Raw genomic sequence first — 13,556 nt, 5'->3', positions numbered from 1 at the left:
TGAAAAAGGCGCCCATCGAGGATGGGCGCCGGGGCATTATTTGCCGCTGTACAGATTCAGATCGCCAAAGTGTTTCTTTTGAATCTCGGCGTATTTGCCGTCGTCGTGTAACGCTTTGATACCTTTATCCAAAAGCGCTTTCAGCTCGGTGTTACCTTTCTTAATACCGACAGCGGTTTTGGCTGGCAGCAACGGTGCGTCAACCGGCTCGCTGACTGCGTATTCGGCGCCCTGCGGCGACTTCAGAAAGCCCAGTTCGGCCTGCAGCATGTCCTGAATGCCCGCATCGAGGCGGCCGGAGGTCAGGTCGGAATACACCTGATCCTGGTTGGCGTAGGCCTGGGTTTTCACGCCGGCCTTGTCCAGCACGGCTTTGGCATAGGCTTCCTGAATGGTGCCTTGCTCGTAGCCGACGGTTTTGCCTTTCAGGGAGGCCACGTCGTTGGTGATCCCCGAACCTTTCTTCGACACGTACGCAGTCGGGCCGGAGAACAGCTCGCTGGAGAAGTCGATGACTTTTTCTCGGGCTTCGGTGACGGTCATCGACGAGATCACACCGTCGAATTTATTGGCCTTGAGGCCCGGAATCATGCCGTCGAAGTCGCTTTCGACCCATTTGCACTTGACCTTCAGCTCGGCGCAGATCGCGTTGCCCAGGTCGATGTCAAAGCCCACCAGACTGCCATCGGCCGCTTTCGACTCGAACGGCGCGTAGGAAGGGTCAACGCCAAAACGCAGCTCTTTGTATTCCTTGGCCAGTGCGGAACCGGCGGCCATGCACAACGCCAGTGCAGAAAGGGTCAGCAATGCTTTTTTCATTATTCAATCCCTAAGAACCAATATGAGCGCTTGTGGCGCAGAATTATTGTTACTGGAACGCTTACGACTTATAGAAAGTAGCAATTTCCGAACCAGAGTCCCGAACAAGTGTTTTAAAAGGTGTAGGAAGTGAGCGCGCAGGCGCAACGGTGCCCGAAAACGGGCACCGAAAAATCGTTGCACTGTTTGTGGGCGTAATCGTGCCCACGCTCTGCGTGGGAATGCAGCTCGGGACGCTCCGCGTCCCATCCAGAGCCGAACGCGGAGCGTCCATTGAGACATTCCCACGCAGAGCGTGGGAACGATCAGAGTGAGCATCGGGAGGGGAGGGATCAGACCAGCAGATTCTGCAACGTCGCCAGATTGTCGGCTTCTTCCACGGTCTTGTCCTGGCGCCAGCGCAGCATGCGCGGAAAGCGCACGGCGATGCCGCTCTTGTGCCGGCGCGACAGGGCGATACCTTCGAATCCCAGTTCGAAGACCAGGCTGGGCGTTACGCTGCTGACCGGGCCGAACTTTTCCACGGTGGTCTTGCGCACGATGCTGTCGACTTCGCGCATTTCCGCGTCCGTGAGCCCGGAATAGGCCTTGGCGAAGGGCACCAGTGCGCGCGGGCTGGCGCCGGGCGGGCCGTCCCACACCGCAAAGGTGTAATCGCTGTAGAGACTGGCGCGTCGACCGTGGCCGCGCTGGGCGTAGATCAGCACCGCGTCGACACTGAACGGGTCGACTTTCCATTTCCACCAAACGCCCATGTCCTTGGTGCGACCGACGCCGTACATCGCGTCGCGGGCCTTGAGCATCATGCCTTCGACGCCCAGTCGCCGGGAGGCTTCGCGCTGGCGGGCGAGGTCGAACCAGTCGCTGCCGGTCAGCACCGGGGAGGGTAGCAGCGCCGGGTTGTTGCACTGCGCGATGACGCGCTCCAGTTGTTCGCGGCGCCGGGATTGGGGTTGGTTGCGCCAGTCTTCGCCCTGCCATTCCAGCAAGTCGTAGGCGAGGACGACCACCGGCACGTCTTCGAGGATCTTTTTGTCCAGTGTCTTGCGACCGATCCGTTGCTGAAGCAGGGCAAAGGGTTGTACCGCCGGTGGCGCCGTCGATTGCGGGTCGAACACATCTTCGGTGGTGGGATGCGAGTTTTTCCAGACCACGATTTCGCCGTCGATCACCGTGCCGTCGGGCAGGCCGTGGACGAGGCTGTCGAGTTCGGGGAAGCGCTCGGTCACCAGTTCTTCGCCGCGAGACCAGATCCACAGGCGCCCGTCGCGCTTGACCACTTGCGCGCGGATGCCGTCCCACTTCCATTCAACTTGCCAGTTGCTGGCCGGGCCGAGCAGGGCTTCGAACTGTTCGACCGGTTGTGACAGACCGTGGGCGAGAAAGAACGGATAAGGCTGACCGCCGCGCTGGGCGTGCTCGGTGCTGGATTCGGGGGCGATCAGTTTCAGGTAACTGGCGGCGTTCGGCCGGTTGGACAGATCGGTGTAACCCACCAGCCGTTGCGCCACGCGTTTGCTGTCCAGCCCAGCCATCGACGCCAGGGCACGGGTCACCAGCAGTTTGGACACGCCGACCCGAAAACTGCCGGTGATCAGTTTGATGCACAGCATCAGGCTCGGCCGGTCGAGTTGCGCCCACAGTGCCGGCAACTGTCGGGCCAGGTACTCCGGGGTTTCACCGCGTAGCGGCAGCAGTTTCTGTTCGATCCATTCGGCGAGACCGGCCTCGGAGGTGTGCGGATTTTCCGGCAGCACCAGCGAGATGGTTTCCGCCAGATCGCCGACGGCTTGATAGCTCTCTTCGAACAACCATGGCTCTAGCCCGGACACTTCGACCGCAAGATCACGCAGGATTCGCACCGGGACCAGTTGCCGAGGCCGCCCGCCGGACAGAAAGTAAACCGCCCAGGCAGCATCCTCCGGAGCGGCCTGAGCGAAGTAGCTTTGCATGGCCGCGAGTTTCGCGTTGCTGGAGGTGGTGGCGTCGAGTTCGGCGTACAACCCGGCGAAGTCTTTCATGGTTGCACCTCGGCAACGGCGGGTTCGACAGCCATGTTGTCTTGTTCATCGTCACCGTATTCGGTGTTGAAACCCTGGGCGTCCAGACCTTTTTCGCGCAAGTGGCGGACCAGCACGCCGATCGATCCGTGGGTGACCATCACCCGCTCGGCGCCGGTCTGTTCGATGGCCCACAACAGGCCGGGCCAGTCGGCGTGATCCGAGAGCACGAAACCGCGATCCACGCCGCGCCGCCGACGGGTGCCGCGCAGGCGCATCCAGCCGCTGGCGAAGCTGTCACTGTAGTCGCCGAAACGTCGCATCCAGCTGCTGCCACCGGCCGAGGGCGGGGCGATGACCAGCGCCTGACGCATCAGCGGATCGTTTTTCTTCACGTCGCCGGCGTAGATCGTCGGTGGCAGGTACACGCCGGCCTCGCGATAGACCCGGTTCAGCGGCTCCACCGCACCGTGGCTGAGGATCGGGCCGAGGGTTTCGTCGATGCCGTGCAGGATTCGCTGGGCTTTGCCGAACGAGTAGCAGAACAGCACGCTGGCCTTGCCGGCCTCGATGTTCGCCTGCCACCACTGGTTTATTTCGCCGAACACCTGTGCTTGCGGCTGCCAGCGGTAGATCGGCAGGCCGAAGGTCGATTCGGTAATGAAAGTGTGGCAGCGCACCGGTTCGAACGGCGCGCAGGTGCCGTCGGGCTCGATCTTGTAGTCGCCGGACGCGACCCAGACTTCGCCGCAGTACTCCAGGCGTACCTGAGCCGAACCCAGAACGTGCCCGGCGGGGTGGAAACTCAAAGTGACGCCGTGGTGAGTCAGGCGCTGGCCGTACTCGAGCGTTTGCAGGTTGATGTCCTGACCCAGACGCGCACGCAGAATCCCTTCACCGGCGCTGGCGGCCAGATAGTGTGCGTTGCCGGTGCGGGCGTGATCGCCGTGGGCATGCGTGATCACCGCGCGCTCGACCGGGCGCCACGGATCAATGTAGAAATCCCCGGCGGGGCAATACAGGCCTTCGGGGCGGGCGATAACAAGGTCCATGGCGTTACCGGAATGGAGGGACTTGTTAGCTATGAGGTTTGCGCGAAGTCAGAAGTTCTATTGATTTTGCGGATACCGCACGATCGTTCCCACGCTCTGCGTGGGAACGCCTCAAGGGACGCTCTGCGTCCAGTGACGCGGAGCGTCACGGGCTGCATTCCCACGCGGAGCGTGGGAACGATCATGGGGGGGTTATTTCCCGGGAGTGAGGGTCAACCGCGTCTTGCCATACACCCGATCAAAGTTCTGCGGCTGCATCGGCAGACCAATGTACTGGCCCTTCAGCCAAGGATCGATCCCGTTCAGGTAGTTCGGGCTAACCGGATTTCCGGATTGCCCCGTACCGTTCTGGCCCATCAGCGGTTCGCTCTGACCGAAGTCGACGATAAAGCGCATTGATGGCGCACGGGTGGTGTTGAAGTCCTGACCCCAGGCAAACGCCGCCGTATTCAGCGTCGTGTGATCGCCACCGGCCGCGAGCGGACCGCGAACGGTCTGGGCGTTGGCATTCTTCCACTCGTAGCGGTGCAGTTTGCCCCACTGCCAGGCTTTGTGATCGCCACCCAACTGACTGTCGCCGGCGCTGATCGCCGCCGCCAGACTGCGGGCGAGGATCGCCGGTTTGTCTTCTTTCTGCGGCGTGCGGGCGTCGTCCCAGAACGGACTGTCTTCGCGGCCCAGCAAATGATCGGCCTGGGCGGCGTAGGACAAGTCACCATTGGCGATAAACGCTTTCCACGCCGGGCTGCTTTGCGGGCCGAGTTCGTCGAGGAAGATCTGCTTCATGCTTTCTTGCAGGAACAACTCGTAGATCGCCGCGTCAGCGGAAGTCGGGCTGAGCTTGCCGTCGAACGCCATCAGACGGGTGTAGGCCTCGCGGGCTTTGCTGCGCTCCGCTTCCGGCAGAGCGTCGATCGCCTGTTTCAGCGGTTGCGCCATGCCCGGTGCTTCGAACATTTTCTTCAGCTTGGCGGCGAAGGTGGTGGTCTGGTCGTACTGCATGGCGATCATGCTGCGACCGTCATGTTTGGCGCCGCCGGCCAGTTCCGCCAGGCGCTCGCCACGTTCCGGCGCTGCCCAGGAGTTGGACAGTTGCATGCCGTAGCCGTGAGGAATGACGCGCTGGTTGGCGGTGCCGAGCCAGCCCTGGCTCGGGTCCTGATCGTACGGGTGCAGCATCGGGTCGGCGTAACCGTCCCAGTCGTAGCGACCTTCCCAGCCCGGCGATGGCAGCAGGCCTTCGCCTTCGCGGCGATTCGGGAAACGTCCAGTGACTTGCCAACCGATGTTGCTGGCATCGGCAAATACCAGGTTCAGCGCGATGGCCCGGATTTCCCGGCTGGCGTCGGACGCGCGTTCAACGGTTTGCGCACGGCTCAGATCGAAAAACGCATCGAGAGATTTGTCATCGGTGAAACTCGGCGTCTGCAACGCCAGGCCGAAACCTGCGCCTTGAGCGGCGGCCTGGGCACTGTTGAGCAGCGCCCCGTGGCGGGTTTCGTACACCGCTTCGCGAATCGGCCGCTGGCCTTTGACGAAATAGGTTTCGTTGCGCACGCCCAGTGGCTGCCATTTGCCGTTGACCTCGTAGGTCAGGCTGCTGCCCTGGCGACGGATTTTTTCCAGGAACAGGTCCTGGTTGTCGCCGAAGACGCTGGTCAGGCTCCACGCCACTTTGCCGTTGAAACCGCCCAGCACCATCGGCAGACCGGCGACGGTCACGCCCGCGGCTTGATACTTCGGTGCGTGAATCTGCACGAAGCTCCACAGCGACGGCGCGGCCAGCGGCCCATGGCTGTCGCTGGCCAGCAGGCTCTTGCCGCTGCGGCTGCGTTGCGGGGCAATCGCCCAGTTGTTCGAAGTGCTGGCGCCGAGCAGGTTCATCGCCGCCAGTTGTTCGCTGGCGTTGCTCAGTTCGCTCAGGCCCGGAATCTGTCCGTTGAGCTTGATGCCTTGCAGTTTGTCGGCTTCGGCCACCGGCAGGTTTTCGTCGGGAGCGGACGGGGTCAGCCAGGCGAGTTTGTCGGTGGTGACGGTCTGCGCCAGCACCAGCGAAGCGATTTCTTCCGGCAGGTTGGCCGACTGGCTGAAGTTCAGCAGGCAGAAAATCAGCGCCGAATCTTCCGGTTTCCAGTACTCAGGCTTGTAGCCGCTGGAGGCCAGATCACCCGGCAACTTGTCGGCATAGCGGAACAGGTAGGCGTTGACGCCCCGCGCATAGACTTCGAAGAAGCGCTTGAGCCGTGGCGACGAGGCCTTGTACAGCTCGCCTGCGCTTTTCTTCAGGTTGACGGCGCGCATGTAGCGGTCGGCGTCGAGCATCGACGCGCCGGACATTTCCGCCAGACGACCCTGGGCCAGCAGGCGCAGGGTCACCATCTGATTGATGCGGTCGCTGGCGTGCACATAGCCGAGGGCGAACAGCGCGTCGTGGAAGCTGTTGCTTTCGATCAGCGGCATGCCCATGGCATTGCGGCGTACCGAAACGTTCTGCGCCAGGCCCTTGAGCGGCTGCACGCCGGAGGTTGGCGGGAGGGTGTCCTGTGCGTTCCAGGTCTGGCAACCGGAGAGGCTCAAGACACCGGTCACTGCTGCGGCAACGCCGAACCGGGGAAGAAAATGTGAAAGGGCTGGCGAGGCCATGGCAAAGCTCCTGCGGGGGTGTAGAGGCTGGGGGCGCAATAAAGCCGCTACGTTAGTGAGCAGGAGGGGGCCGCGCAAGCGGGGCGAGCGGTTATTTCTTCCCGTTGATCGTTCCCGCGTACGGGAACGATCAGGCCGGGTGACTCAAGCCTTCGGCGGATTGATCTTCTGCACCAGCGCGTAGGCCTTCACGGTCGCCGGGCGATCCTTGATGTGGTTGAACCAGCGCTGCACATTCGGGAAGTCTTCCAGGTTCTGGCTCTGCCATTTGTGAGAGACGATCCACGGGTAGATCGCCATGTCGGCGATGCTGTATTCGCTGCCGGCGACGAACTCATTGTGGGCCAGTTGCTTGTCCAGCACCCCGTACAGACGGGCGGTTTCATCGATGTAGCGCTTGATCGCGTAGGGGATTTTTTCTGGTGCAAACTGGCTGAAATGATGGTTCTGCCCGGCCATCGGCCCCAGCCCGCCCATCTGCCAGAACAGCCATTGCAGCGCCAGCTGGCGACCACGCAGGTCCTTGGGCAGGAACTTGCCGGTCTTTTCCGCGAGGTACAGCAGGATGGCGCCGGACTCGAACAGCGACAACGGCTCGCCTCCATCGGCCGGTTCATGATCGACGATGGCCGGGATGCGATTGTTCGGGGCGATCTTCAGGAAATGCGGCTGGAACTGCTCGCCCTGGCTGATATTGATCGGGTGCACGTTGTAGCGCAGGCCTGCCTCTTCGAGGAACAGGGAAATCTTGTGGCCGTTGGGCGTGGTCCAGTAATACAGGTCGATCATGGAAAGCTCCAAATCAGGAAAATGGCTTACGTACGGACAGCAAACGCCGGCTTCAGGTTGTCCTGTGTGCGTTCGATAGCTTGCTTAGTGACAGGAAGTGATGCTCAAGTGCGGGAAATTCAATGACCCCGCGTGAGAAAAATCGCCATGGAGCTTAAGGCCAACGCTGCACTGATCATCATCGACCAGCAAAAAGGCATTCTGGAGCCGCGTCTGGGGCGACGGAATAATCCGTTGGCCGAAGAGCGAATCCTCGACTTGCTGAACTTTTGGCGGCGCAGCGGGCGCCCGGTGATTCACGTACAGCACCTGTCGCGCTCACCGGATTCGGTGTTCTGGCCCGAGCAGTCAGGGGTGGAGTTTCAGGAAAGGTTCTTGCCGCAGGAAGGGGAATGGCTGATCCAGAAACAGGTGCCGGACGCGTTTTGTGCAACAAAGCTTGAAGCGAAGTTGCGTGAGGCGGGAATCGAGGAACTGGTGATCGTCGGCGTGGCCACCAACAATTCAGTGGAGTCCACGGCGCGCACAGCGGGCAATCTGGGGTTTGATGCGTGGGTGGCGGAGGATGCGTGCTTTACCTTCGACAAGGCCGATTATTTCGGCACGCCGCGTTCGGCTGAAGAGGTGCACGGGATGTCGCTGGGGAATCTGCACGGGGAGTATGCGACGGTGGTCGGCACTGAACAGATTCTGGCAGCAGGCTGAAAACCGCAGGTGACAGTGCTATCGCGAGCAGGCCCGCGATAGCGATCTAACGGGCGAAGCGAGTGTTCGCCCGAAACATCAAGCGCCGTGGCACTTCTTGAATTTCTTGCCGTTGCCGCATGGGCAAGGGTCGTTGCGGCCGACGTCTTTCAAGGCGTTGCGCACCGGTTCCTGGTGGGCGTGGCCGCAGTTCGGGCCGTGCACATGGCCGTGGTCATGATCGTGATCATGCTGGTGATGGTCATGATCGTGGTTGCAGTCAGGGCCATGGACATGAGGTTGCTGGGTCATCGGGGTCACTCCGTAATCAAATCGGCGGGGATTATCACGCCATTGCGCTCCAGGTGCACGTAGTGGGCGATGAATAAACCGGTTTCCATCTCACCCTGCAGGCGATAGGGAATCTGCTGGTGCGGATTCTTCAGCATTTTCACCACCTCTTTGACCTTCGGCCACAGGTTGGTGCGGATCGGCACTTTATAGAAAGCACTGCTTTTGGGGCCGACCGTGATCCAGTGCTCATGCTCGCCCTCGGCCAACAACATGTCGGACAGATGCACGCGGTATTCCAGGCCGCGCACGGTCAGGTCACTGTCGTTGGGATTGTCGATGCGAAAATGCAGGATGAATTTCTGCTCCAGCAACTTGGCGCGCACCACTTCGACTTTCACCAGATGCACGGCAGGGTCGAGGGTGTCGTCGGCGAACCATGAAGTGCAGCCGCCAAGCCCCGAGAAGCTGATCCCCAGGAACATGAGCAGTGTGAAAGCCTTGAACGTGCGCCATTGACCGAGCATGGTTTAACTCCCTTTGATGCCCAGTCTAGCCTCAGCTGCCGAAATACCCCGCACAGCACTTCTTGAACTTCTGGCCGCTGGTGCACGGGCAGGCATCGTTGCGCCCCAGTTTGAGCTGCACGGTCGGATCGATGAAGTACCAGCGCCCGCTGTTCTGCACAAACGAAGAGCGCTCGCGGTGGCTGTGCTCACCCTGGCTGTCGTGCCATCGCGCAGTGAAGGTGACGAAGGCGTGTTCCGGCTGACCGCCGAAGACTTCCGAGCTTTCAACGTCCAGCCCGAGCCACGTGCTCGAAGCGCTCCAGGCGCTGATCGACTGACGATCGAGCCCTGTCTGCTGGGCGGGCAGGGTGGTCGCCACCAAGTAATCGATCAGGCCCAGCACGTAGGCGCTGTAGCGCGAGCGCATCAGGGCTTCGGCGCACGGGGCCGGATGGCCCGCATGATAATGGCCGCAGCAGGCATCCAGCAGGTTGCCGCTGCCGCAAGGGCAAATGGCTGTACTCATTGCATTACCACCAGTATTTCCCGAAGTTTTCCGGATTGGCCCAGAATCGCGAGTTGAGCCAGTCGGGGACTTGTTTGTAGTCAAGCAGATCATAGGTGAACAGGGTCAGAACCTGCTCGTCGCGGGCAAAACGCTCGCTGGCTTGCAGGGCCAGTGAATAGAAGTCCGTTTCCTGCCAGCCGCTGGCCGACAGGTCCGCCAGCACCGCGATGCGGCTGGCGTTGAGGTTGCGGATTCCGCCGAGCAGATTCAGGCCATCGCGCTTGGGCAAATGTTCAAGGCAATCGACCACCAGCGCCAGGTCGAAACGCTGTGCGGCCAGTTCTGCCGGCAAGGCACCGGGCGCGGCATGGGCGACGCGGGTGTCCGGGTGCGCGTGCTTGAACGCCGCCAGTGCGGGGAATTCGCTGGCGCCGATCAGCAGCAGACGGGCCGGGGCGTAGCGGTCCAGCAGGGCGGCCAGTGCCTGCTGTGGCGTGCGGGAAGACAGGGCGACGTTCATCGAAGTTCCTCAATCAGATCGCCAAGACTAGCCTGCCCAAGCGTCGAGGCCTAGATCTCTGTCCTGCGGGTTTGCGCCAAATGCGTCGAAGTCCTGTGAACACGCTCGCAAACAGCAGTGGCCTATTGCTGGCGGAGATTAAAACTCCGGTCTTTACTCCCTGAATCGGTTCTAAGCCGATCCCTCAGGAGAAAACTAGATGAGCATAGTTCGGACAGCATTACCCTTGGTTCTGCTAACCAGTGTGTTGACTGGTTGCGCAGGTTTGCAGAAAACCGACTGGCCGACCTGTGCGGCAGTCGGCGGTGTCGTCGGAGCGGGTCTCGGTGCGACGGAAAGCTCTGCATGGGCAGGCTATGGCGCATTACTCGTCGGCGGTACGGCAGCAGCCTATTGCTGGGTGCACGGTGATGGCGATGAAGACGGCGATGGTGTGCCGGACAGTCGCGACAAGTGCCCGCATACGCCTAGAGGCGTGCAGGTCGATGCTGACGGCTGCCCTCCACCAGCCCCTGCACCAGTGGTTGAAGAAGCTGTAGTGGTCAAGGAAGAAACCATCGTCATCCGCGATGTTCACTTCCAGTTCGACAAGGCCACCCTGACGCCTTCCGATAAACAGGTACTCGACAAGGTCGCCACGCGCCTGAAACAGGAATCGAGCACCGCGCGACTGACCGTGACCGGTCATACCGACAGCGTGGGCAGTGATGCCTACAACAAGAAACTGTCGGATCGTCGGGCGCACTCGGTGGTGGAATACCTGATCCATGATGGTGTGCCACGTTCCAGCTTCGTTTCGGTGACCGGTGCCGGTGAAAGCCAGCCAGTGGCGGATAACAAAACCGCCGATGGCCGTGCGCTGAACCGTCGCACGGAAATCAAAATCGAACGCTAGCCCCCCCTCGCATCCGCGGCTTGTGCAGTCGCGGATGCGGGTCTTTACTCCTGTGTAACCGGTATGGGCCGGTGACACAGGAGCTTTCACAATGAGTGTATTCTCAAGGTCCGTCTTGCCGGTGCTGCTGCTTGGCAGCCTCTTGACCGGTTGCGCTACTCACAGCGATGGCACTGCCCCCCTCAATCAACGTACCTGGCCGATCTGCAGCCTCATTGGCGGACTGGTCGGCGGCGGTCTGGGCGCGATTGAAAGCGGTGGCTGGGCCGGTGGCGGCGCAGCGCTGGGGATCCTCACCGGCGGATTGATCTGTTACGCCCAGGATGGCGATGAAGACGGCGATGGCGTGTTCGACCGTCGCGACCGTTGCCCTGACACTCCGGCCAACACCCCGGTCGATCACCGTGGTTGTCCGCTGCCGCAATACCCGGTCGCCGAGAAACCGGCCGAACCGGCCCCGCAATCCGAAGTCATCACCCTGAGCGATGCCGGCAACGTGCTGTTCGACTTCGACAAGTCCGACCTCAAACCTGCGGCGAAAAGTCAGCTGGATTCGCTGATGGACAAGTTGCGCAACGCCGATGTGGTGAGCATCAAGGTCATCGGCCACACCGACGGCAAGGGTTCGGACGCTTACAACCAGGCGTTGTCGGAACGTCGCGCGAGCAGCGTGGCGGCCTATCTGCTGAGCCAGGGGCTGGCGCCGGACAAACTCACCAGCGAAGGGCGTGGCAAACGTGAACCGGTGGCTGACAACGAGACTGAAGAGGGACGTGCGCAAAATCGTCGCGTGGAGTTGCATATCAATCGTTAGGACGTGTCTGTAGTCCGCAGGCTAGAGCTGTCGGGCGATGTTCATCGTCGCCCCGGCAGACATCCGACGAGTGCCCGGAACTTTTTTATTTCCCCCTCTGGCTTATCCCGTACGGAAGCCGTTACTGTGCGCCCAAAGAATAATTCGCAACACGGGGGAGCGTATGAAGGTGTTCTGTGGGCTGGGGCGATGGTTGACCCTGCTGTTCTGCTGCGTGGTGCTGGCCAATCAGCTGGTGCCGTTTGTTCATCCGTTGCATCTGCTGGTCAATCTGGCCGCTGTTCTGCTGCTGGCGATCCATCTGCTGGAAGTGCTGCTGTGCAATCGCAGCCTCAAAGGTCGCCCGCACCCGTGGCGTGATCGTGGTCGTGTCCTGCTGTTCGGCGTTTTCCACCTGCAAACCATCCCGGCCCCGGCCGCTCCGGAGGCTTCCCATGCGTAAACTTTGCCTGCTCGCTGCATTCATCAGTCCTCTGGCCTGTGCCCAGGTGGTGAGTGTCGAGCCCAATTCCCTGATGCGTTTGCCCAACACCGCCAGCACCCTGCAACTGGAAAAACTGGTGGTTGCCGATTACGGCACGTTGCTGGTGCCCTCCAACGTGACCGAGTTGAGCGTCGGCGAGTTGCAGCTGGGCCGTGACGCACGTATCGCCATCGTGCCGGGTGAACAGGCGCTGGATCTGAAAGTCACCCGAGCCGCGCTTGCCGAAGGCAGCCGCATCACCGCTCGCGGTGCGCCGGGGACCTATGAAAAAGCCGCCCGTGCCGGGCGTAACCTGAACCTGCAATTCAAGGCGCTGAATGCACCGCAGCTGATCGTCGATGCACGCGGCGGCACCGGTGCGCCGGGCTTTGTCGGCCTCGACGGCGCCAACGGTCAGGAACCGGGCTGCACCTGGGGCCAGGCCGGACACGGTTTCGATGGCAGTGACGGCAGCAATGGCCAGCCGGGTGCGCCGGGTGCGCTGGTGCGCCTGGAAGTGCCTCGTGAGTTTCCGGCCGAGCTGATCAAGGTTGAAGTCGCCGGTGGTGCCGGTGGCCCGGCGGGGCCTGGCGGCAAGCCGGGGGCGGGCGGCAAGTCCAAGGGGTGCCTGGTGTATCGCGCCGATGGCGGCAAGAGCGGCAAACCTGGGGCTGACGGTCAGCCGGGGCCTGCGGGGGCGGCGGGGTCTGTCACCGTACAGCGTCTGTAAGCCGTTCCCTGTCTGATCGTTCCCACTGAGCGGGAACGATCAGCTTCACTTCAGAACGACGGCCGCGCTGCGGCAATCGCCACCAGCACCAGCCCGACCAACAGATTGAACCCCACCACCTTGCGAATCCGCCCCAGCACTGCCGCACCCGCTGGCCAGTCCTTTGCCTGCACCGCCGTGCGCAATTCGGGCAGCATCAATGCCTGAATCCGGATGAACAGCGCGGTCATCACCACATACAACCCCATCATCACCTGCACATAACGCGGCGCGTTGTCGAAGCCGATGTGCTGCAGATGCAACATGCCCACCCCGGTCACTGGCAGCAGAATCACCGCGCCCCACACCCAGCGGAAAAAACCTTGAAACACTTCCACCCACAGGGTCAGTCGGCCGGGGCCGTCCAGAGCCTTCACGGCCGCCGGGCGCAGCACCATCCAGGCGAAAAACATGCCGCCGACCCACACCAGGGCGGCAAGGACATGCAGGGGGTAAACGAGGCTAAAAGGTGTCATTGGGGTACTCCGTTCTGCGCGGGACTGATTAGCGGGGTATGATAGCCGCCGATTCAGGGGGCGTTCTCGATTAGTTTCCGCGCCGCGCCGGGTCTGCTGTTGTGCAGGGCAAGGCGCGAGAAGCGTGGTTTGGCCATTCCAAATAAGCTTCGAGCAACGCAGCCCTGCACAACAGCAGGCCCGGCCCTTCGGGTTGTGCCTTAAAGCGGGCCAGCCTGCGTTGCAGGCCTTGGAAAGGGAACAACCATTTCCAGCGGCCTGCGCCTTGCCTGGCCCGCTTTAAGGCGACAACGCGGCGTGGAAACTAATCGAGAACGCCCCCCA

At 61.7% G+C, this 13,556-nt stretch carries 15 protein-coding genes; 5 read left to right on the top strand and 10 right to left on the bottom strand.

Going from position 1 to position 13,556, the window contains the following annotated elements; translation table 11 throughout:
* Positions 1 to 36 precede the first annotated feature (36 nt).
* The 5 genes from AC07VV_RS14275 to AC07VV_RS14255 form a co-directional block, all read right to left on the bottom strand.
* A complete protein-coding gene (locus AC07VV_RS14275; protein ID WP_096819543.1) occupies positions 37 to 819 on the bottom strand; it encodes a transporter substrate-binding domain-containing protein in 783 nt (260 codons plus the stop codon).
* Between the two features lie 332 nt (positions 820 to 1,151).
* Positions 1,152 to 2,840, bottom strand: coding sequence for an ATP-dependent DNA ligase (locus AC07VV_RS14270; RefSeq protein WP_495036575.1), 1,689 nt, complete (start codon positions 2,838 to 2,840; stop codon positions 1,152 to 1,154).
* On the bottom strand, positions 2,837 to 3,871 hold the full coding sequence (locus AC07VV_RS14265; protein WP_495036574.1) for a ligase-associated DNA damage response exonuclease: 1,035 nt from the start codon (positions 3,869 to 3,871) through the stop codon (positions 2,837 to 2,839). The genes AC07VV_RS14270 and AC07VV_RS14265 overlap by 4 nt, the downstream gene beginning before the upstream one ends.
* A gap of 192 nt (positions 3,872 to 4,063) precedes the next feature.
* Complete coding sequence (locus AC07VV_RS14260; protein WP_495036573.1) at positions 4,064 to 6,514, bottom strand: penicillin acylase family protein; 2,451 nt, start codon at positions 6,512 to 6,514, stop codon at positions 4,064 to 4,066.
* A 144-nt stretch (positions 6,515 to 6,658) separates the two neighbouring features.
* Complete coding sequence (locus AC07VV_RS14255) at positions 6,659 to 7,303, bottom strand: glutathione binding-like protein (RefSeq protein WP_495036572.1); 645 nt, start codon at positions 7,301 to 7,303, stop codon at positions 6,659 to 6,661.
* A gap of 147 nt (positions 7,304 to 7,450) precedes the next feature.
* Between AC07VV_RS14255 and AC07VV_RS14250 the strand changes: the two genes are divergently transcribed.
* Positions 7,451 to 8,008: a cysteine hydrolase family protein gene (locus AC07VV_RS14250; RefSeq protein ID WP_495036571.1), complete on the top strand. Its 558-nt coding sequence runs from the start codon at positions 7,451 to 7,453 to the stop codon at positions 8,006 to 8,008.
* A 78-nt stretch (positions 8,009 to 8,086) separates the two neighbouring features.
* Here the strand turns inward: AC07VV_RS14250 and AC07VV_RS14245 are convergent, their stop codons facing one another.
* The 4 genes from AC07VV_RS14245 to AC07VV_RS14230 are packed head-to-tail and all read right to left on the bottom strand — an operon-like array spanning position 8,087 to position 9,815.
* Positions 8,087 to 8,299 (bottom strand): SEC-C metal-binding domain-containing protein, encoded by a 213-nt coding sequence (locus tag AC07VV_RS14245; RefSeq protein WP_053155520.1) that lies wholly within the window; start codon positions 8,297 to 8,299, stop codon positions 8,087 to 8,089.
* Positions 8,300 to 8,304: 5 nt separating this feature from the next.
* On the bottom strand, positions 8,305 to 8,805 hold the full coding sequence (locus tag AC07VV_RS14240) for an LEA/WHy family protein (protein WP_495036570.1): 501 nt from the start codon (positions 8,803 to 8,805) through the stop codon (positions 8,305 to 8,307).
* Positions 8,806 to 8,836: 31 nt separating this feature from the next.
* On the bottom strand, positions 8,837 to 9,313 hold the full coding sequence (locus AC07VV_RS14235; protein WP_495036569.1) for a YchJ family protein: 477 nt from the start codon (positions 9,311 to 9,313) through the stop codon (positions 8,837 to 8,839).
* A gap of 4 nt (positions 9,314 to 9,317) precedes the next feature.
* Positions 9,318 to 9,815, bottom strand: a complete 498-nt coding sequence (locus AC07VV_RS14230; protein WP_495036568.1) for a DUF6231 family protein — start codon at positions 9,813 to 9,815, stop codon at positions 9,318 to 9,320.
* A gap of 199 nt (positions 9,816 to 10,014) precedes the next feature.
* Here AC07VV_RS14230 and AC07VV_RS14225 point away from each other — a divergent pair, with 199 nt between their 5' ends.
* From AC07VV_RS14225 to AC07VV_RS14210, 4 genes are all read left to right on the top strand, one after another.
* Entirely contained in the window at positions 10,015 to 10,710 is a 696-nt protein-coding gene (locus AC07VV_RS14225; RefSeq protein ID WP_495036567.1) for a PA1041 family peptidoglycan-binding anchor lipoprotein, read from the top strand.
* 91 nt (positions 10,711 to 10,801) lie between these two features.
* Positions 10,802 to 11,524: a PA1041 family peptidoglycan-binding anchor lipoprotein gene (locus tag AC07VV_RS14220; RefSeq protein ID WP_096819533.1), complete on the top strand. Its 723-nt coding sequence runs from the start codon at positions 10,802 to 10,804 to the stop codon at positions 11,522 to 11,524.
* Positions 11,525 to 11,687: 163 nt separating this feature from the next.
* On the top strand, positions 11,688 to 11,966 hold the full coding sequence (locus AC07VV_RS14215; protein ID WP_495036566.1) for a DUF1145 domain-containing protein: 279 nt from the start codon (positions 11,688 to 11,690) through the stop codon (positions 11,964 to 11,966).
* Complete coding sequence (locus tag AC07VV_RS14210; protein WP_495036565.1) at positions 11,959 to 12,717, top strand: collagen-like protein; 759 nt, start codon at positions 11,959 to 11,961, stop codon at positions 12,715 to 12,717. Before AC07VV_RS14215 ends, AC07VV_RS14210 begins: the two co-directional genes overlap by 8 nt.
* Positions 12,718 to 12,767: 50 nt before the next feature.
* On the opposite strand, the gene AC07VV_RS14205 is transcribed toward AC07VV_RS14210, so the two are convergent.
* Entirely contained in the window at positions 12,768 to 13,232 is a 465-nt protein-coding gene (locus AC07VV_RS14205) for a CopD family protein (RefSeq protein ID WP_495036564.1), read from the bottom strand.
* Between the last annotated feature and the right edge of the window lie 324 nt (positions 13,233 to 13,556).

This window comes from Pseudomonas sp. GW821-FHT02C04 (assembly GCF_059421845.1).
The sequence above is the reverse complement of the archived record's forward strand: the minus strand, read 5'-3'. Positions and strand labels throughout refer to the sequence as shown.

Coding starts and splice junctions, on each gene's coding strand:
- AC07VV_RS14220 (WP_096819533.1), top strand. CDS start 10,802: ATGAGTGTATTCTCAAGGTCCGTCTTGCCGGTGCTGCTGCTTGGCAGC.
- AC07VV_RS14240 (WP_495036570.1), bottom strand. CDS start 8,805: ATGCTCGGTCAATGGCGCACGTTCAAGGCTTTCACACTGCTCATGTTC.
- AC07VV_RS14230 (WP_495036568.1), bottom strand. CDS start 9,815: ATGAACGTCGCCCTGTCTTCCCGCACGCCACAGCAGGCACTGGCCGCC.
- AC07VV_RS14245 (WP_053155520.1), bottom strand. CDS start 8,299: ATGACCCAGCAACCTCATGTCCATGGCCCTGACTGCAACCACGATCAT.
- AC07VV_RS14265 (WP_495036574.1), bottom strand. CDS start 3,871: ATGGACCTTGTTATCGCCCGCCCCGAAGGCCTGTATTGCCCCGCCGGG.
- AC07VV_RS14270 (WP_495036575.1), bottom strand. CDS start 2,840: ATGAAAGACTTCGCCGGGTTGTACGCCGAACTCGACGCCACCACCTCC.
- AC07VV_RS14260 (WP_495036573.1), bottom strand. CDS start 6,514: ATGGCCTCGCCAGCCCTTTCACATTTTCTTCCCCGGTTCGGCGTTGCC.
- AC07VV_RS14210 (WP_495036565.1), top strand. CDS start 11,959: ATGCGTAAACTTTGCCTGCTCGCTGCATTCATCAGTCCTCTGGCCTGT.
- AC07VV_RS14235 (WP_495036569.1), bottom strand. CDS start 9,313: ATGAGTACAGCCATTTGCCCTTGCGGCAGCGGCAACCTGCTGGATGCC.
- AC07VV_RS14275 (WP_096819543.1), bottom strand. CDS start 819: ATGAAAAAAGCATTGCTGACCCTTTCTGCACTGGCGTTGTGCATGGCC.
- AC07VV_RS14215 (WP_495036566.1), top strand. CDS start 11,688: ATGAAGGTGTTCTGTGGGCTGGGGCGATGGTTGACCCTGCTGTTCTGC.
- AC07VV_RS14250 (WP_495036571.1), top strand. CDS start 7,451: ATGGAGCTTAAGGCCAACGCTGCACTGATCATCATCGACCAGCAAAAA.
- AC07VV_RS14205 (WP_495036564.1), bottom strand. CDS start 13,232: ATGACACCTTTTAGCCTCGTTTACCCCCTGCATGTCCTTGCCGCCCTG.
- AC07VV_RS14255 (WP_495036572.1), bottom strand. CDS start 7,303: ATGATCGACCTGTATTACTGGACCACGCCCAACGGCCACAAGATTTCC.
- AC07VV_RS14225 (WP_495036567.1), top strand. CDS start 10,015: ATGAGCATAGTTCGGACAGCATTACCCTTGGTTCTGCTAACCAGTGTG.